Consider the following 15,397-nt stretch of genomic DNA (forward strand, 5'->3'; position numbering starts at 1 on the left):
CTGGTCGAGGCGGCGCGCGGGAGCGAGGCCGGGCGCGCGGGCGCCCGCAAGGCGCAGGCGGCCGGCGACCGCTTCATGATGGCGATGGCCGGCGACCTGCCGGGATACGAGGAAGCCGCGCGCGCCCTCTACGCCGCCGACGCCGACCGCTTCCGCCACCACATCGCCGGCTGGCCGGCCGACGTGCGGGGGTATGCCGAGCGGCTGGCGGGGGCGGCGTTTGGGGCGTGAGGGGGAGGAAGAGGACCGCGGCGCGCAACGGCCGGCGGGTTGTGGGGTGTGGCGGGCGCGCTGGACCCGCATGCCGCCGAGGATTCGCCACCAGCCATGTCCCGATGTGCAAAGGCTCCAGCTTTGGGAGGCGCAGCGCGTCGGCAAAAATCTGACCCCATTCCGGTCGTTACAGTGAACTAGCCGATCGGCTGCTTTGGATGGAAACTTGCCGTCCCGGCCAACTGCCGAGAACGACAAATAGATCAAGAATTCCTGACCTTTCTGACACGCGTCCGAACTCTTTTAAAAGAGCCATCGGCTAGCGACAGGGGCGCTGGAACCAGTTCTACTCGATTTCTGAAGGAGCGGGGATTTCCGAACCTTGCAACCCGTCGGGAATCTCGGGCTCAGCTTCGATGTTGAGCCCTTGCACCGCCGACAAGATCTCGGCAGATCGCTTCAAAGTGGCATTGTCGAGGGCTTTTCCGTCGAGCATTTCCATTATCGCGTTAAGTAGCTTCTGCTCGAGTTTATCGAGCAAGTGGTAGTAGCCAGAGAAGCCGAATTTTTCGATGTAGTCCTTGTATTCAGGCAGCGCCACGAGCATCAGCGGCTTCAGCGTATCCTCCTTCTTGAGGACTTTCGTCGTTCCGAGAGCGAGGCTTTTGAGGATTACTACCGAGTGTGTCATCACACCCGTGTAAGCGGAGAAAAGTGCCCAGACATCAGGCGACAGAAACGGTTGCTCGGAAAGGGCTGACGCCTGCGATGCCGCCTTCTCCAGATCAACCCCACTCATCTTGTCTAACATCGCTCCGAGGGCCTGAGTTCTGGTGTCGCCTTTATCGGCCGCCTTGAATAGCTCCTCCAAATTTACGCTGGATAAAAGACCTGCTGCGAGCTTCATGCGATCGATCGCGATTTTGGCTGCCCAGAGCTTTTCCACCGCTTGCAATCGACGGGCATCCAGCGCCATTTGTCGGGTTGATCGCAGTGAGAGAGTGGTGTCACTCAATGTCCTAAGCTGACGGTCTCTTTCCCTCAGATCGGCGGCGAATTGTTCCTCGCTGCGTCGCAGTTCAGATTTCAATGTCTCAATCTGCTGATCAAAATGGTGCTGTACGAACCCGGCAACATATTTCCCAACGGCCACGCGGATGGCGGGCACTGCTAGCGGCAAGAGTATTGTAGCAACCGTGCCGAGGACCATAAGAACCCATGTCCATATCGTTGAACTCATGCTCAGCTCCCTCAAATTCAACCTCTTGATATTCAACCTAAACCTAGCGTAGTCTTAAGAGGCGAACGTTCCTAGATATCAAATCTCTGAACTTGCTAGCAACGACGGCGGCAGTCAGATCGATCTTCGCCCGGAATCGCGCTGAATGTTTGAGTTGGCTGCTCCGTCATGGCTTACCGCCGCAGGGATTGCTTGTGACATTTCAGGAGCGGTCGCGCTTGCAAGAGGGCTGTTTTTTGTCCCAGATGAGAAGCTGAGGCGACAGGCCGGCAGCTACTACGGTTCGAATCCATCGGCATATCGAGCATTTGTCGAGCAGCGGCTTGATACCCGCTTCGGCCTAGCTCAACTCGTGGTCGGCTTCACGCTTCAGGCAGTTGCCGCCGTGGGGGTTTCAGTTCCCTTCGCCGTCGCTGCCGTGATTGCGGGACTTATCCCCTTTGCTTGGTTGATCTATTTGCACAATTTTTCCTACTGGGTGGTGCGTGACACGCTCCAAATGACCGTGCGCGAGGACAGTCTTGAGCGGATCTGGCGAGAGGAGCATTTCCCTGACATTCCAGATTTGTTGTGGGCGCAGGTCATCTGGAATGAGGGCATTACATTTGCAAAGGGGCCTGACCAGTAACCCTGTTGCAAAGCGCGCGTCACGTCTCGGCAGGTTAGCACTGAATTCCTGGCACCGGAGTGTGCAGCCGCAGCGTCGCCTCAAACATCCGCGCCACCAACTGTAGGCGCGATGCTGGCACCCCACCTGCCTCACCCCATTCACCCCAAGAGAAACCCCAGCCGCTCCTCCGCCCGGTTCGGCGTGATTTCCAGGATTTCCGCGCCGACCACGTTTTCCGCGACGAACGGGTCCTCGTTCACCCTTGCCTGGAGCGCTGGGAGGGTGGTGGCGTGGGCCAGGAGGGCGCCGCCGGCGTTGGGCTGGAGGCTGCCGACGAGCAGAAAGACGCCGTCTTCCATGCCGCGCTGGATCCATGCCTTGTGGCCTTCCATGAATTGCGGGGCCTTTGCCTTGTTTTCGGAGAACCTGAGGAGGACGACGAACATGGGGGGTTCCTTTGGGTTTTTCGGGTGGGATCGGCGGTTGTGGTGAGGCGGGGTTTTGCGGTTGCGCCTTCGGGGCGGATCATCGTTTCGGGGGATCGGCGATCCGGTGCGGCCCGTTGTCTCGCCGCGATTTCGGGCGGGGGAGCGGTTGCCGCTTTTGCCGGAATTGCTCCAGCCAGGCGCACATCTGGTCGACCTCGCTGCGGATGAAGCTTTCATCGTGGAAGGCGTTGGCCAGCGTGGCGACGCCCTGGCTGCGGGCGAGGATGTGCATTGCGAGCGCATCGGCTTCGGCCTTTAGCCCCAGCAATGCGAACTGGCGGCGCAGCCAATCGCGGAAGAGGGTGAAGATCCTGCCAGCCTCGGCCTGCGCGACGTGATCGAGCTTGGCGAGCTCGGCGCAGAGCGTGCCGACGGGGCAGCCGTAGAGCATGATCTTCGTGCGGTTTGCGACGAGGATTTGGATGAAGCTTTGGATGCGGTCGGCGGGGTGTGCGCCTTCGGCCTCCCACCGGTCCAGCATCTTTTGGGTGTTGGAGAGGCGCAGGGCGATGACGGCGTCGAGGATGTCGTCCTTGGTCTTGAAATGATAGTAGAAATTCCCGCGCGAGATGTGCACGGCCGCGGCTATGTCGGCGAAGGAGGTGTGCTCGTAGCCCTTCCGGTAGAAGAGCTCGTCGGCTGCCTCGACGATGTGCTCGCGGGTGGTCGCCGCGCTCATGCTGGGGCTCCGGTTTGGGGCGGTTGCGTTGGGTGGGAGATTAGGACGGGCGTCCTAGGGCGGTCAAGGGGCGGATTTGCGGTGTCGTTGGTTTTGGAAATCGGGAGGGGCGGCGCCCCTTCGCCGGGACCCCCACTCCTCACCACAAGGGAGGGAGGCCTCGACGCCTCAGAAATCCCCTCCCCCTTGTGGGGCGCGGCGGTGAATCGTCGCTATGAAGCTGAGACGCATCCGGTTAGCCCCGCACCCACCAACGTGCCTCGGACTAGCGCCCTACCCTCCACGAATGGGGTAGAGGGATGCGGCGGGTTGGCCACTTCACCGAATTGACCGCCCGCGACCGTGAAGCCACCATTCAGGCCGCGGAAACCGTTTGAATGTTGGGGGCGATGGTCATTGGGCGGATAGCGGGACTTGTTGTCGTTGCACTCGTTGCGATGGTCTTCTCGGCCCAGCTCGCCTCGGCGCATGGGAGCGAGGACCACGCCGCCGAGCTTCGCCCGCAAGCGGCCGATGTGGGGATGGAAGATCCGCATCCGCGGCCCGCGGGGGTGTGCGCTTCGGCTGGTGGCGCCCAGATCCTGGAGCCGCGCCATCCCTGGTTCGATAGCGGCTTGTGTTTTTACAGTTGCGCCTCGCCGGCGGGCCTGTTGCACGAAACGGCCTTCTCCATCGCCCGCTCCGGCCCGGTTCCCTCGGGGCCGGCCTCCATGCGGCTGGCCAGCCAGGACACCTCCCCTCCCCGCAAGCCTCCGCGCTCCGGCGGCTGACAAGACACCTCATCCGAAAGTGTTCATTCAGCAGCGGCGCGTGCCCGCCTTTTCGCTGTGTCGCCCGGAAAAACCGCCGGGGGCGCCGCGCCGCAGGGGAGTTAAGCCTATGAGATCACTGATGCACTTCAATGCGTCCGGCATCAAGAGAGCGGCGCGGCCGCTTCGATCCGCCGTCGCCAGGCTGCACATGGTTGCCCGCCGCGCCGAACTGACGGGAACCTATCCGGACTTCGACAGCGCGCTGGCGGCGGTGCCGAAATGGGCGGTGGCCGGCTACGACAATGACGAGACCGTCGGCGTGGGGCTGGAAAAGATGAGCAGGATCATCGACTGGGATTACCCGGTCATGTTCTGGCTGGAGCGGGAGTTGCTGGCGCGCGGGAACGGGTGGACCAATCTGCTCGATGCCGGCGGGCATATCGGGACGAAATACCGGGCCTTCAGCCGCTTGATGGACCTTTCGCGGGTGAACTGGGAGGTCTACGATCTTCCTCCCATGATCAGGGCCGGTGCCGAGATGGCGCGGCGGGATGGGCTTGAAGGGAAGCTTTCGTTCTGCAGCGACGTTGCGAAATCCAGGAAGGCGCACATCCTCCTGTGCTCCGGCCTTCTGCAGTATCTGGACGAACCCTTCCCGCAGTTCATCTCCCGCCTCCCCGCGCCCCCCGAGGCGATGATCCTGAACAAGGTCGCCCTCAGGGACGGCAAGACGATCTTTTCGCTGCAAAGGGGCGGCCCGGCCTTTCTTCCCTACCAGATCCGCGAGAAAGGGGTGTTTTTGAACGATCTGGAAACGCTCGGTTACGATGTCGTCGATTGCTGGCAGATACAATACCTCGCCCACGCGATCGCCAGCCACCCCGAGCTCGGCTGCAGCGAAAGCTGGGGGTTCATGCTCAGGAGGAGGGTGGGGTAGCCGGAGTGTCCGGCAGCCTGAGCGGCGGCAGGCGGCGGGGGACGGGGGAGGACTGGACGATGGAGGTGTTGGTCATGGCGAAGGGCATCACCTTGTCGATGAGGCGCTCCAGGTCCTCCACCGAGGCGAGGAAGGCGCGGGCGATGAAGCAGTCCTCGCCGGTGACGCGGTCGCATTCGACGATCTCCGGCAGGCCGGCGAGCACCTCGGCCACCTTGGGAAGCTGGCCCGGGACCGGGCGGATGCGCAACCAGGCGGCGAGCGGCAGGCCGAGGGCGGCGGGGTCGATCTCCACCCTGTAGCCGGCGATCACGCCGACCTCCTCCAGCCGGCGGATGCGCTCGGCCACGCTCGGCGCCGACAGGCCCACCCGCCGGGCGAGCGCGGCGGTGCTGATTCGCGCATCGGCGGCAAGCGCGGCGAGGAGCTTCATGTCGGTCGGGTCGAGCGGGCCGTTTTCATATCGAAGGCGTTTCATGCCGGTGGCCTTATATTTGGGTGGTAAGGCTTGGGTTTTTCCTTTCGGTGGATATATGCACAAGGATATTCACCTTTCATAGTGATGGCAAAGGAGTTTTCCGATGCCATCTTCGACGGGGACGCTGGAAAGGGCGGCAGAGACCGTTCCGCCGCATGCCTGGTTCGGGGTCAGCGCCGTCTTTCATTATCTGGGGCCTTCGTTCGCGGTGCTTTTGTTTCCGGCGGTGGGCGTGCTCGGCGTTGCCTGGTTCCGCATCGCCTCGGCGGCACTGATCTTCGCGCCCTTCACGCGGCCGTGGCGGACCTTTCGCGAGGCGGACGGGCGGACGCGGCTCTTGCTTGTTGGGCTGGGCGTGTGCCTGGCGGCGATGAACACGGCCTTCTACCTGGCGCTCGACCGGCTGCCGATGAGCCTGGTGGCGGCGATGGAGTTCGTCGGCACGCTGGGCGTCGCGCTCTACGGGCTTAGAACGCGGCGCAACCTTGCGGCGCTGGTGCTTGCGGTGGCCGGCGTGGCGATCCTGATCGACGTGAGGTGGGCGAGCGACCCGCTGGGGCTCGCCTTTGCGGCTTTGAACGGGGCGCTGTTCGTCGGCTATATCGTGCTCGGCCACGCGGCGGCGGGGAGCGGGGCCGGCGCCGGGGTGGAGCGGCTGGGGGCGGCGATGACTGTCGCCCTCCTCATCCTCATGCCGATCGGGTTTGCGGAAGCCGCGCGCGCTTTCGGTACGATTGAGCTGGTGCTGGCGGGTATCGGCGTCGGCGTGTGCTCGTCCGTCATCCCCTATATCGCCGACCAGCTCGCCATGTCGCGGCTGCCGCGGGCGACGTTCGCGCTGTTCCTGGCGCTGTTGCCGGCGACGGCGACGGTGATCGCGGCGATCGTGCTGGCGCAGGTGCCGAGCGGGCGGGATATCCTCGGCGTGGCGCTGGTGATGGCCGGGATCGCGGTGCATAGAGCGCCGGGGTGAGTTCTATCTCATTGGACCCCGAGGAATTGCTTTAATTCCGGCGTTTTCGGCTTGGCGAAGACGTCTTCGGGCGGGCCGATCTCGTGGACGCGGCCCTGGTGCATGAAGACGACGCGGCTGCACACGTCGCGGGCGAACTTCATCTCGTGGGTGACCATGAGGAGGGTCATGCCTTCGGCGGCGAGTTCGCGGACGACGGCGAGGACCTCGGCCACCAGCTCGGGATCGAGCGCCGAGGTGACCTCGTCGCACAGAAGGGCGATGGGCTCCATGGCGAGCGCGCGGGCGATGGCGACGCGCTGCTGCTGGCCGCCGGAGAGCTCGTCCGGATAGGCGTCGAACTTCTCGGCGAGGCCGACGCGCTCCAGCATCTTCCGCGCCATGGCCTCGGCCTCGCGCTTCGGCGTCTTCTTCACCACGGTCTGCGACAGGATGACGTTGCCGCCGGCCGTCAGGTGCGGGAAGAGGTTGAACTGCTGGAAGATCATGCCGACCTTGAGGCGCAGCGCCTTCAGGTGCACCTCGTCGGGCAGGAGTTGGCTGCCGGCGACGGAGATGGAGCCGCCGTCGATGATCTCAAGGCCGTTGATGCAGCGGAGAAGGGTGGATTTGCCGGAACCGCTCTTGCCGATGATGGCGATCACCTCGCCCGGCTTCACGTCGAGGTCGATGCCCTTCAGCACCTCGTTGTCGCCGAAACGCTTGCGGACGTCAGTGATTTCGATGAGCGGCATTGAGCTTCCTCTCCAGTGCCTGGCTCGACTTCGAAAGCGGCCAGCAGAGCGCGAAATAGATGAGGGCGACGAGGCCGTAGACGGTGAAGGGCTGGAAGGTGGCGTTGGTGACGACGGTGCCGGCCTTGGACAATTCGACGAAGCCGATGATGGAGGTGAGCGCGGTGCCCTTCACCACCTGAACGGAGAAGCCCACCGTGGGCGGGATGGCGACCTTCAGCGCCTGGGGCAGGATGACGTAGCGCATCTGCTGCACATAGCCCATGCCGAGGCTGGCCGACGCCTCCCATTGGCCGCGGGCGACCGCCTCGACGCAGCCGCGCCAGATCTCGGCGAGGAAGGCGGCGGTCCACAGGACGAGCGCGATGCCGGCGGCAAGCCAGGCCGGCACGTTGATGCCGAAAAGGCCGAGGCCGAAGAAGGCGAGGAAGAGCTGCATCAGCAGCGGCGTGCCCTGGAAGAGCTCGACATAGTATCTCGTGAAGGCTGTCGAGATGCGGTTTCCGCCGATGCGCAGGAAGAGAAGGAGCGCGCCGACGATGCCGCCGCCGAGGAAGGAGACGAGCGAGAGGACGATCGTCCAGCGGGTGGCAAGCAGCAGGTTGCGCAGGATGTCCCAGGTGGAGAACTCCATCATCGGGCCGGCCTCCGCGCGAAGATCATGGCGCCGATGGCGGCGAGCGCCTGGCGCAAGAGGATGGCGAGGGCGAGGTAGATGGCGGTGGTGACGAAATAGGCCTCGAAGGCGCGGAAGGAGCGCGACTGGATGAAGTTGGCCGCGAAGGTGAGATCCTCGGCGGCGATCTGCGAGACGACCGCCGAGCCCAGCATGACGATGACGACCTGCGAGGAGAGCGCCGGCCAGATGCGCTGGAGCGCGGGCACCAGCACGACATAGCGGAAGGTCTGGATGGGCGACATGGCAAGGCTGGCGCCGGCCTCGAACTGGCCGCGCGGGGTCGCCTGGATGCCGGCGCGGACGATCTCGCAGCTATAGGCGCCGAGATTGACGACCATGGCAAGGTTGGCCGCCTCGAGCTCGGAAAGCCTCAAGCCCAGCGAAGGCAGGCCGAAGAAGATGAAGAAGAGCTGGATGAGGAAGGGCGTGTTGCGGATGAGTTCGACATAAGCCGAGACGAGCGGCTTCAGCCAGGCCGGGCCGAGGGCGCGCGCCCAGGCGCAGGCCGTGCCGAGCGCGACGCCGAAGAGGCCGCCGACGGCGATCAGCTCGATGGTGACGAGGATGCCCTTGAGGAGGACCGGGTAGTACTCGGTCAGCCACGTGAAGCTGAAGGTGTAGGTCACGGGAGGTGGCCTCTTGGCATGAAATCGGTTGCGGAGAGGCCGGCGCGGAGGGCGCCGGCCTCTGCATCTTCTGGGTTACAGCTCTTCCGGCAGCCCCGCGCCCAGCCATTTCTGCGAGATGGCGTCGAGCGAGCCGTCGGTTTTCGCCTCGGCGATGATGGCGTTGACCTTTTCGACGAGCGCCGGCTCGTTCTTGTTGAGGCCGATGTAGCAGGGTGAGTTCTTGATCAGGAACTTCATCTCCGGGCGCTTCGGCGGGTTTCTTTCCAGGATGGCGGCGGCGACGACGTTGCCCGTCGCGACGACGTCCACCTGGCCGGAGAGGAAGGCGGAGATGGTGCCGTTGTTGTCCTCGTAGCGCTTGATGACGGCGTCGGACGGGGCGATCTCGGTCAGCTCCAGGTCCTCGATGGCGCCGCGGGTGACGCCGACGGTCTTGCCGGCAAGGTCTTCCGCGCTCGACACGGCGACATCGTCGGGGGCGAAGACGCCGTTGAAGAAGGGGGCGTAGGCATCGGTGAAGTCGATCACGGCCTCGCGCTCGGCGTTCTTGCCGAGGCTGGAGATGACGAGGTCGACCTTGCCCGTCTGCAGGTAGGGGATGCGGTTGGCGCTCGTCACCGGCACGAGCTCGGCCTCAACGCCGAGCTTTTCGGCGATGAGATTGGCCATGTCGATATCGTAGCCGACGGGCGCCATGTCGGTGCCGACGCTGCCGAAAGGCGGGAAATCCTGCGGCACGGCGACGCGCAGAACACCGCGCGACATGACATCTTCAAGCGCATCCGCCATGGCGGGCGCGGGCGCGACGGCGACGGTGGCCATGATCGCTGCACCGGCCATTCCCAACAATGTCCGACGGTTCATCTCGGTCTCTCCTGTTATTTGTTCCGGGTTATTTGTTCTGCCTATCCGCTGCCCTTCTGCAACTGGCGTGCCAGCTGCCCCAGGCTGCGGTGAAAAGGCCGTACTTTGCCGGTGCGGGGAGGAGATCGCGCGGGCCGGATGTGGCCGGGAGGCGGCGCAAGCCTGCACAATTGGCTGCGTGCCTAAAAATTAGGCAGCGGAAGAGGCCGGAGTGCCACACCCGGCGCCTGCTCCGTCCTCCTGAACGAATGGTGTCAGCAGGCCTCCGCTATTGTCGGGTTCCCTTTCCTGAACCGGATCCGCCCATGACCGCGTTGCAGACCGACACCTCCCCAGCCGCGTCCCCGGAGCGGGAAGGCCCCTTTCAGACGGTGGTCGAGTTGCGCAGCTACCGGCTGCGCCCCGGGCAGCGCGACACGCTCATCGCCCTCTTCGACCGCGCGTTCGTGGAGAGCCAGGAGGCTTGCGGCATGTCCGTGCTGGGCCAGTTCCGCGACCTCGACCGGCCGGACGAGTTCGTCTGGCTGCGCGGCTTTGCCGACATGGAGACGCGCCGCGCGGGGCTGGCCGCCTTCTACGGCGGCCCGGTCTGGAGCGCACATCGCGACGCCGCCAACGCGACGATGATCGATTCCGACGACGTTCTTCTCCTCAAGCCGGCGGGCGATGGCGCCGGGTTCGACCTGGCGGGCGTGGAAAGGCCAGCGCCGGGCGGAGGCGAGGCTTCTCCCGCCGTCTTTGCCGTCTGCGTCTTTCCGCTGGCGCTCCATAGGGCCGACGCCTTTCCCGCGTATTTCTCGCAAAGCCTGATGCCGGCGTTCGCCGAGGCCGGAGCGCCGGCGGGTGCGCGCTTCGTGACCGAGGAGAGCCCCAACACCTTCCCGCGCCTGCCGGTGCGCGAAGGGGAGCGGGTTTTCGTGTGGATCGCGCGCTTCGACGACGCTAAGGCGCACGCTGCCTTCACGGCACGTCTTGCCGAGACCGCGGGATGGCGGGAGGCGCTGGAGAGCGGCTTCGGCGGCCATACGGCCGGGCCGGCGATGCGGTACAGGCTTTCCCCTACCATGCGATCGTTGCTGCGGTAGCACGATTTTTTTTTTGCCGCGCCCCTTCGCGCCCCCCTCTGTCCTGCCGGACATCCTGAATTTCAGGCGATCTTGCCCACTGCCGCAACCTGTGCTCTATTCGCCGCCCTCGAGTGAGCTCGAACGGGAGAGTGAAATGAGAGCCTTCATGTCCGAAAAGAAAGCCGTTTATCCTCAACAGGACATGAAGCGTTATGCATTCACGACTCCGGAAGGCGGCGTCGCTAGGAGACGCGCCCCGTAGCCTACTGAAGAGCCGGCTGCCGCAGGCAGCCACCGTCAACCCATCGGCTGAAACCGAACCAGTCCAGAGCCCGACATCCGCGACCCGGCCTGAAGACCCGGCGGCGCCTTCGCGCGCGCGGAAATTCCTGTCCTACTACAGGCCGCACCTGCCGCTGCTGGCGGCCGACCTTGCCTGCGCGTTGCTGGTTTCGGCAACGGCGCTCTTCCTGCCTCTGTGCGCCAACTACATCACCAAGAGACTGGTGCAGCTTCCCGACGCGCCGGAGGCGCTGAACCAGATCTACCTGGTGGGCGCGGCCATGATCGGCCTTCTGGTGCTGGAGGTGCTCGGCACCCTGTTCGTCGATTATCAGGGGCACGTGATGGGGGCGAAGATCGAACGGACGGTGCGCAAGGAGCTGTTCGAGCACTGCCAGAAGCTGGCCTTCAGCTTCTACGACCGCCAGCGCGTCGGCCAGCTGATGAGCCGAATTACGAACGATTCGTTCTGGCTGGGCGAGCTCTTCCATCATGGACCGGAGGATCTGGCGATCGCCGTGCTCAAATTTACGGGCGCGATCGCCATCCTCGCCTATATCGACCTGCCGCTAACGCTGCTCATCCTCGCCGTGACGCCCTTTGCCGTGCTCTTCGCGCTGCATTTCAACCGGCGCATGAACCGGGCGCTGCAGCGCAGCAAGGAGCGGATCGCGGCGGTGAACGAGCGCGTCGAAGATTCGCTCGCCGGCATCCGGGTGGTCCAGTCCTTCGCCAACGAGCAGCTCGAGATACGCCGCTTCGAGGAGGAGAACGCCCGCTTCTTCGACAGCCGCAGGGACGGCTATCGCAGCGAAGCCTTCTTCTCCGTCGGGAACACGACCTTCGCGCAGCTCATCACCATCGCGGTGATCGTCATCGGCGCCATCCGCGTGGTGAACGCCGAGCTCGGAGTTGCCGACATGCTGACCTTCCTTCTGTGCGTGGCAGTGCTGGTCGACCCCGTTCAGCGCCTGGCGAATTTCGTGCGGCTCTGGCAGGAGGGCTATACCGGCTTCGTGCGGGCGATGGAGATCCTCGACGTAGAGCCGGAGATCGAGGACCGACCGAACGCCGTCGATCTTGCCCAACCCCGCGGCGCCATCGCGTTTCGCCAGGTCGGCTTCCGCTACGAGGAGGATGGGCCGCACGTCTTCAAGGACCTTACCTTCGACATCGCGCCCGGCGAGTTCGTGGCGCTCGTCGGTGCCTCCGGGGTCGGCAAGAGCACCCTGTGCGCGCTGATCCCGCGCTTCTACGACGTGCGGGAAGGCGCGATCCTGATCGACGGGATCGATGTCCGCCAGGTGAGCCTCAAATCGCTGCGGCAGAACATCGGCGTTGTGCAACAGGACGTCTACCTGTTCGCCGGAACGGTGGCGGAGAACCTGCGCTATGGGCGGCCCGAGGCCGCGGACGAGGAGATCGTCGCCGCCGCGAAGGCCGCCAATGCCCACGATTTCATCATGGCGCTGCCCAACGGCTACGACACGGATATCGGGCAGCGCGGCGTGAAGCTCTCCGGTGGCCAAAAGCAGCGCCTGACCATCGCGCGGGCGTTCTTGAAGGATCCCTCGGTCCTGATCTTCGACGAGGCCACGAGCGCGCTCGACAACGAAAGCGAGCGGGCCGTCCAGGCGGCGCTCGTCGACCTTGCCGAGGGACGGACGACCATCGTCATCGCGCACCGGCTCTCCACTGTGCAGAGGGCTGACCGCATCCTGGTGCTGACCGAGGAGGGGATCGCCGAAGAGGGAACCCACGAAGCGCTTATCGCCGCCGATGGGGCATATGCGGGCCTCTATAGGGCGCAAGCCAGCATCTGATTGGCATGCGGAACACCGGCTGCGCCCCACGGCGCAGCCGGGCCCTCCATGAGGGCAAAGCGCATCTTGCTTCCGATGCGATTCCGTGCAATTGATATTGGGCGCTCGGGTGGTTGCAGACCCGGAGACTGGACGCTTTTTTGATTGGACGGCCCCTTTCCCCGACATCGTAAGCTCTCGACGAAATGAACTGCGCGCAGTGCGCAGACGCATACCAACCAACGGGAAAAGGAGTTTCCCATGGCCCAGACCGGCACCGTAAAGTTCTTCAACGCCACCAAAGGCTTCGGCTTCATCACGCCCGATGACGGCGCGAAGGATGTCTTCGTTCACATCTCCGCAGTCGAGGCCTCCGGCATGCGCTCGCTCGTCGACGGGCAGAAGGTTTCCTTCGACGTCGAGCCCGACCGCATGGGCAAGGGCCCGAAGGCGGTCAACCTCTCCGAGGCGTAAGCCCGAGGCCGCTCACGCGGCACGGCTACGGCGAGTTTTGCGAAAGGCGCGGCGGATCATCCGTCGCGCCTTTTGCTTTATGGGCACCCGCGAGGTGGGCGGCCGACACAAAACTTTCCCTTGCCCGCCCTCAAAAAATAAGGGAAGATTTTGCCCGTTCGGGCATTTGCCGGCCCGGAGACTGGAATAGCATGCCCCGGCATACGACACTAGAAAGGCTCCCGGGATGTCGCGTGTCACAAGAAATCCGGCAGGGTTCCCCGCGCGAAGCTGACTGTTTCTTCTCCCCCAGTAAAGGACCGAGACACCGCTGGACCATGGCCCCCGCAAGAGACTGTGGTCTGGACAAGACGATGAATGACGGGAGAAAGGATCTCTTCCCATGCCGCAGAGTGGAACTGTAAAATTTTTCAATCATGCCAAGGGATTCGGCTTCATCACGCCGGATGACGGGGAGAAGGACGTGTTCGTGCATATCTCCGCGGTGCAGGCTTCCGGCCTGCCCGGCCTCGAGGACGGCCAGAAAGTGACCTTCGACACCGAGCCGGACAAGCGCGGCAAGGGCCCGAAGGCCGTCAATCTTTCCATCGGCTGAACAGGCCTCGGCCGCCCGGGACGGCGGCAGGAACGCTTGCGCCGGCCTTTAAGGCCGGCGTTTTTTCTTTGGGCCGTAACCGAACACGGACGCACGGCGCCTCCTGGAGCCACATTACGCGCCGCAGCACTCACCTCTATAAAAGCATTATCAGACATAGCGTAACCTTAGTGTTTTGAATGGAAATCCCCGCCCCCGGAAACCGCGACAGGTGAGAAAAGCCGAGCGCTCGCACGGACAGGCGGCCCCTCTGCCGCCTGTCCGCGTGAGATATTACCTGAGGCTTCAGGCGATGGAGAAACCGCTCACCTCGATGCCTAAAGCGCTAACATCCGCAAAAGGCGTCACGTCTGTTATCGTATGGATCGAAACGCTGAAGCTCATTTCGGCTCCGCTCTCGCCGTCATGGAAGATGCCGAACCAGGTTTGCGCGTCGACCACGCTATGGCCGGTCAGCCCGGACGCGCCATGGCCCTCGCCGGCTTCAACTTCGGAAGCATGCTCCGGCTGCGGCGGGGCTTCCGTGGTGCCATTATCGCCCGGCTCCTCGGCGGACTGGTGCATCGCGTATTGCTCCGGCGTGAGGATCATGTCGCCGATCCGAGTGTCCCCGTTCTCCAGAGCCTCGGTTCCGCCATGCCCGGCCTCCTGATTGGCCTCCGTTTCGGTCGGGTAAAACGCTGCCTGCTGCTCCGGCGTGAGGATCATGTCGCCGACCCGGGTGTCCCCGTTCTCCAGCACCTCGGTTCCGCCATGGCCGGCCTCCTGGTTGACCTCCGTTTCGGTCGGGTAAAACGCTGCCTGCTGCTCCGGCGTGAGGATCATATCGCCGACCCGGGTGTCCCCGTTCTCCAGCACCTCGGTTCCGCCATGGCCGGCCTCCTGGTTGACCTCCGCTTCGGTCGGGGCGCGCGGGATGGCCGGACCATCGGAGTTGCTCTCTTCCGCGGCATGTTTCGCTGGGGCGGGCGGGCATATTGCCAGGAGCGGAGGCATCTCTGTTGTCGGCGCAATCCCGGGCTCTGGTATATTACGTGTCATAGCAATAACCTTTAATATCTATAACAATTTCATGGTTAAACCGCCATCCGACGAGTCAAAATTTGCGAGTCGAAAGACAACGGAAAGCTAACATGGGCTTCAGAAGGGGGCAAATCATGAATTTGAGTTTCAGGCGGCGGTTTCCGGCGCGGAATGCGAAGTATCGCAGCGGTAGAGGCGGTAGCGGACGGAGCGGTGGGACTATACGGCCATCCTTCTCGTCCTGATGGTGAGGAGGTAACAAACGCGTCTGTTTCCGCCGCATTTACCGTTCAGGTGCCGTTCAGCAAGAGGGCGCTAGGTCTCGCCTGAAGCCGCAAACGATCCCCCCTGGCGGCGTGTTGAAGATGAGGTGAGTTCGATGAAGAACATTCTCAAAACCGGCGTCCTGTCCCTGGCTGTCGCCGCCACCGCGCTGACATCCATCCCGGCCGAGGCCGGCGACTGGCGGCGCGGCGGCTACTATGGCGACCACCACCGCTATGAGCGCCATGGCGGATACGAGCGGCACTACGTGCGGAAGAAGAAGAGGAGGAGCGACGGCGACATGGTGGCCGCCGGCGTGATCGGTTTGGCGGTCGGCGCGATTGCCGCCGGTGTCCTGACGCAGCAGCGCCAGCCCGAACGGGTCTATATCGACCCGCCGCGGCCGGCACCGCAGCCCAGCTACCGCTACGGGCGCGATTACTATCCCGCCGCCCCCACCTACCGCCGCACGGTGAGCTATACGCCGGAGCCCTGGAGCCCCGAGTGGTACCGCGCCTGCGACGCGCGCTACCGCAGCTTCGATGCGAACTCGGGCACCTTCATGGGCTATGACGGCCAGCGCCACTTCTGCACGCTGCGCTGAGCCCGTGCGT

Annotated in this window: 19 protein-coding genes; 10 read left to right on the forward strand and 9 right to left on the reverse strand. The window is 64.1% G+C overall.

Annotation, left to right across the window (positions count from 1 at the left end; all coding sequences use genetic code 11):
- A partial coding sequence (locus tag GPJ75_RS12870) for a DUF2239 family protein (protein WP_163268738.1) occupies nt 1-231 on the forward strand: 231 nt, incomplete at its 5' end.
- A 328-nt stretch (nt 232-559) separates the two neighbouring features.
- On the opposite strand, the gene GPJ75_RS12875 is transcribed toward GPJ75_RS12870, so the two are convergent.
- Nucleotides 560-1,453, reverse strand: a complete 894-nt coding sequence (locus tag GPJ75_RS12875; RefSeq protein ID WP_163268740.1) for a hypothetical protein — start codon at nt 1,451-1,453, stop codon at nt 560-562.
- 145 nt (nt 1,454-1,598) lie between these two features.
- Between GPJ75_RS12875 and GPJ75_RS12880 the strand changes: the two genes are divergently transcribed.
- Nucleotides 1,599-2,081: a hypothetical protein gene (locus GPJ75_RS12880; protein ID WP_163268742.1), complete on the forward strand. Its 483-nt coding sequence runs from the start codon at nt 1,599-1,601 to the stop codon at nt 2,079-2,081.
- 140 nt (nt 2,082-2,221) lie between these two features.
- Here GPJ75_RS12880 and GPJ75_RS12885 read toward each other — a convergent pair whose 3' ends face one another.
- Nucleotides 2,222-2,509 (reverse strand): YciI family protein, encoded by a 288-nt coding sequence (locus GPJ75_RS12885; RefSeq protein ID WP_163268744.1) that lies wholly within the window; start codon nt 2,507-2,509, stop codon nt 2,222-2,224.
- Between the two features lie 79 nt (nt 2,510-2,588).
- On the reverse strand, nt 2,589-3,230 hold the full coding sequence (locus GPJ75_RS12890; RefSeq protein ID WP_163268746.1) for a TetR/AcrR family transcriptional regulator: 642 nt from the start codon (nt 3,228-3,230) through the stop codon (nt 2,589-2,591).
- Nucleotides 3,231-3,607: 377 nt separating this feature from the next.
- Between GPJ75_RS12890 and GPJ75_RS12895 the strand changes: the two genes are divergently transcribed.
- Both GPJ75_RS12895 and GPJ75_RS12900 read left to right on the forward strand, forming a co-directional pair.
- Entirely contained in the window at nt 3,608-4,000 is a 393-nt protein-coding gene (locus GPJ75_RS12895) for a hypothetical protein (protein ID WP_163268748.1), read from the forward strand.
- Between the two features lie 109 nt (nt 4,001-4,109).
- Nucleotides 4,110-4,919 (forward strand): methyltransferase, TIGR04325 family, encoded by an 810-nt coding sequence (locus GPJ75_RS12900; RefSeq protein WP_163268750.1) that lies wholly within the window; start codon nt 4,110-4,112, stop codon nt 4,917-4,919.
- Here GPJ75_RS12900 and GPJ75_RS12905 read toward each other — a convergent pair.
- Nucleotides 4,900-5,397 carry an Lrp/AsnC family transcriptional regulator gene (locus GPJ75_RS12905; protein ID WP_163268752.1) on the reverse strand — a complete coding sequence of 166 codons (498 nt, stop codon included), beginning with the start codon at nt 5,395-5,397 and terminating at the stop codon, nt 4,900-4,902. The genes GPJ75_RS12900 and GPJ75_RS12905 overlap by 20 nt on opposite strands.
- A gap of 103 nt (nt 5,398-5,500) precedes the next feature.
- Between GPJ75_RS12905 and GPJ75_RS12910 the strand changes: the two genes are divergently transcribed.
- Nucleotides 5,501-6,370: an EamA family transporter gene (locus GPJ75_RS12910; protein ID WP_163268754.1), complete on the forward strand. Its 870-nt coding sequence runs from the start codon at nt 5,501-5,503 to the stop codon at nt 6,368-6,370.
- An 8-nt stretch (nt 6,371-6,378) separates the two neighbouring features.
- On the opposite strand, the gene GPJ75_RS12915 is transcribed toward GPJ75_RS12910, so the two are convergent.
- From GPJ75_RS12915 to GPJ75_RS12930, 4 genes are all read right to left on the reverse strand, one after another.
- Nucleotides 6,379-7,104, reverse strand: coding sequence for an amino acid ABC transporter ATP-binding protein (locus GPJ75_RS12915; protein ID WP_163268755.1), 726 nt, complete (start codon nt 7,102-7,104; stop codon nt 6,379-6,381).
- A complete protein-coding gene (locus GPJ75_RS12920) occupies nt 7,082-7,741 on the reverse strand; it encodes an amino acid ABC transporter permease (RefSeq protein WP_163268756.1) in 660 nt (219 codons plus the stop codon). Before GPJ75_RS12920 ends, GPJ75_RS12915 begins: the two co-directional genes overlap by 23 nt.
- Nucleotides 7,738-8,409, reverse strand: coding sequence for an amino acid ABC transporter permease (locus GPJ75_RS12925; RefSeq protein WP_163268757.1), 672 nt, complete (start codon nt 8,407-8,409; stop codon nt 7,738-7,740). Before GPJ75_RS12925 ends, GPJ75_RS12920 begins: the two co-directional genes overlap by 4 nt.
- A gap of 75 nt (nt 8,410-8,484) precedes the next feature.
- A complete protein-coding gene (locus tag GPJ75_RS12930) occupies nt 8,485-9,252 on the reverse strand; it encodes a transporter substrate-binding domain-containing protein (RefSeq protein WP_246249057.1) in 768 nt (255 codons plus the stop codon).
- Nucleotides 9,253-9,581: 329 nt separating this feature from the next.
- On the opposite strand from GPJ75_RS12930, the gene GPJ75_RS12935 reads away from it, so the two are divergent.
- The 4 genes from GPJ75_RS12935 (at nt 9,582) to GPJ75_RS12950 (ending at nt 13,496) form a co-directional block, all read left to right on the forward strand.
- Nucleotides 9,582-10,361, forward strand: coding sequence for an NIPSNAP family protein (locus GPJ75_RS12935; protein WP_163268759.1), 780 nt, complete (start codon nt 9,582-9,584; stop codon nt 10,359-10,361).
- Between the two features lie 194 nt (nt 10,362-10,555).
- On the forward strand, nt 10,556-12,448 hold the full coding sequence (locus GPJ75_RS12940; protein WP_163268760.1) for an ABC transporter ATP-binding protein: 1,893 nt from the start codon (nt 10,556-10,558) through the stop codon (nt 12,446-12,448).
- Nucleotides 12,449-12,688: 240 nt separating this feature from the next.
- On the forward strand, nt 12,689-12,901 hold the full coding sequence (locus GPJ75_RS12945) for a cold-shock protein (RefSeq protein ID WP_159593408.1): 213 nt from the start codon (nt 12,689-12,691) through the stop codon (nt 12,899-12,901).
- Nucleotides 12,902-13,283: 382 nt separating this feature from the next.
- A complete protein-coding gene (locus GPJ75_RS12950; RefSeq protein ID WP_159593410.1) occupies nt 13,284-13,496 on the forward strand; it encodes a cold-shock protein in 213 nt (70 codons plus the stop codon).
- 285 nt (nt 13,497-13,781) lie between these two features.
- On the opposite strand, the gene GPJ75_RS12955 is transcribed toward GPJ75_RS12950, so the two are convergent.
- Nucleotides 13,782-14,492, reverse strand: coding sequence for a hypothetical protein (locus tag GPJ75_RS12955; protein ID WP_205602530.1), 711 nt, complete (start codon nt 14,490-14,492; stop codon nt 13,782-13,784).
- A gap of 406 nt (nt 14,493-14,898) precedes the next feature.
- Here GPJ75_RS12955 and GPJ75_RS12960 point away from each other — a divergent pair, with 406 nt between their 5' ends.
- Nucleotides 14,899-15,387 carry a BA14K family protein gene (locus tag GPJ75_RS12960; protein WP_163268762.1) on the forward strand — a complete coding sequence of 163 codons (489 nt, stop codon included), beginning with the start codon at nt 14,899-14,901 and terminating at the stop codon, nt 15,385-15,387.
- Nucleotides 15,388-15,397 lie beyond the last annotated feature (10 nt).

It is taken from the genome of Chelativorans alearensis, from assembly GCF_010993735.1.
GTDB classification, from domain to species: domain Bacteria; phylum Pseudomonadota; class Alphaproteobacteria; order Rhizobiales; family Rhizobiaceae; genus Chelativorans; species Chelativorans alearense.

Coding starts and splice junctions, on each gene's coding strand:
- GPJ75_RS12895 (WP_163268748.1), top strand. CDS start 3,608: ATGTTGGGGGCGATGGTCATTGGGCGGATAGCGGGACTTGTTGTCGTT.
- GPJ75_RS12890 (WP_163268746.1), bottom strand. CDS start 3,230: ATGAGCGCGGCGACCACCCGCGAGCACATCGTCGAGGCAGCCGACGAG.
- GPJ75_RS12915 (WP_163268755.1), bottom strand. CDS start 7,104: ATGCCGCTCATCGAAATCACTGACGTCCGCAAGCGTTTCGGCGACAAC.
- GPJ75_RS12945 (WP_159593408.1), top strand. CDS start 12,689: ATGGCCCAGACCGGCACCGTAAAGTTCTTCAACGCCACCAAAGGCTTC.
- GPJ75_RS12950 (WP_159593410.1), top strand. CDS start 13,284: ATGCCGCAGAGTGGAACTGTAAAATTTTTCAATCATGCCAAGGGATTC.
- GPJ75_RS12880 (WP_163268742.1), top strand. CDS start 1,599: ATGTTTGAGTTGGCTGCTCCGTCATGGCTTACCGCCGCAGGGATTGCT.
- GPJ75_RS12955 (WP_205602530.1), bottom strand. CDS start 14,492: ATGCCTCCGCTCCTGGCAATATGCCCGCCCGCCCCAGCGAAACATGCC.
- GPJ75_RS12875 (WP_163268740.1), bottom strand. CDS start 1,453: ATGAGTTCAACGATATGGACATGGGTTCTTATGGTCCTCGGCACGGTT.
- GPJ75_RS12960 (WP_163268762.1), top strand. CDS start 14,899: ATGAAGAACATTCTCAAAACCGGCGTCCTGTCCCTGGCTGTCGCCGCC.
- GPJ75_RS12900 (WP_163268750.1), top strand. CDS start 4,110: ATGAGATCACTGATGCACTTCAATGCGTCCGGCATCAAGAGAGCGGCG.
- GPJ75_RS12935 (WP_163268759.1), top strand. CDS start 9,582: ATGACCGCGTTGCAGACCGACACCTCCCCAGCCGCGTCCCCGGAGCGG.
- GPJ75_RS12910 (WP_163268754.1), top strand. CDS start 5,501: ATGCCATCTTCGACGGGGACGCTGGAAAGGGCGGCAGAGACCGTTCCG.
- GPJ75_RS12920 (WP_163268756.1), bottom strand. CDS start 7,741: ATGATGGAGTTCTCCACCTGGGACATCCTGCGCAACCTGCTGCTTGCC.
- GPJ75_RS12930 (WP_246249057.1), bottom strand. CDS start 9,252: ATGGCCGGTGCAGCGATCATGGCCACCGTCGCCGTCGCGCCCGCGCCC.
- GPJ75_RS12940 (WP_163268760.1), top strand. CDS start 10,556: ATGCATTCACGACTCCGGAAGGCGGCGTCGCTAGGAGACGCGCCCCGT.
- GPJ75_RS12885 (WP_163268744.1), bottom strand. CDS start 2,509: ATGTTCGTCGTCCTCCTCAGGTTCTCCGAAAACAAGGCAAAGGCCCCG.
- GPJ75_RS12905 (WP_163268752.1), bottom strand. CDS start 5,397: ATGAAACGCCTTCGATATGAAAACGGCCCGCTCGACCCGACCGACATG.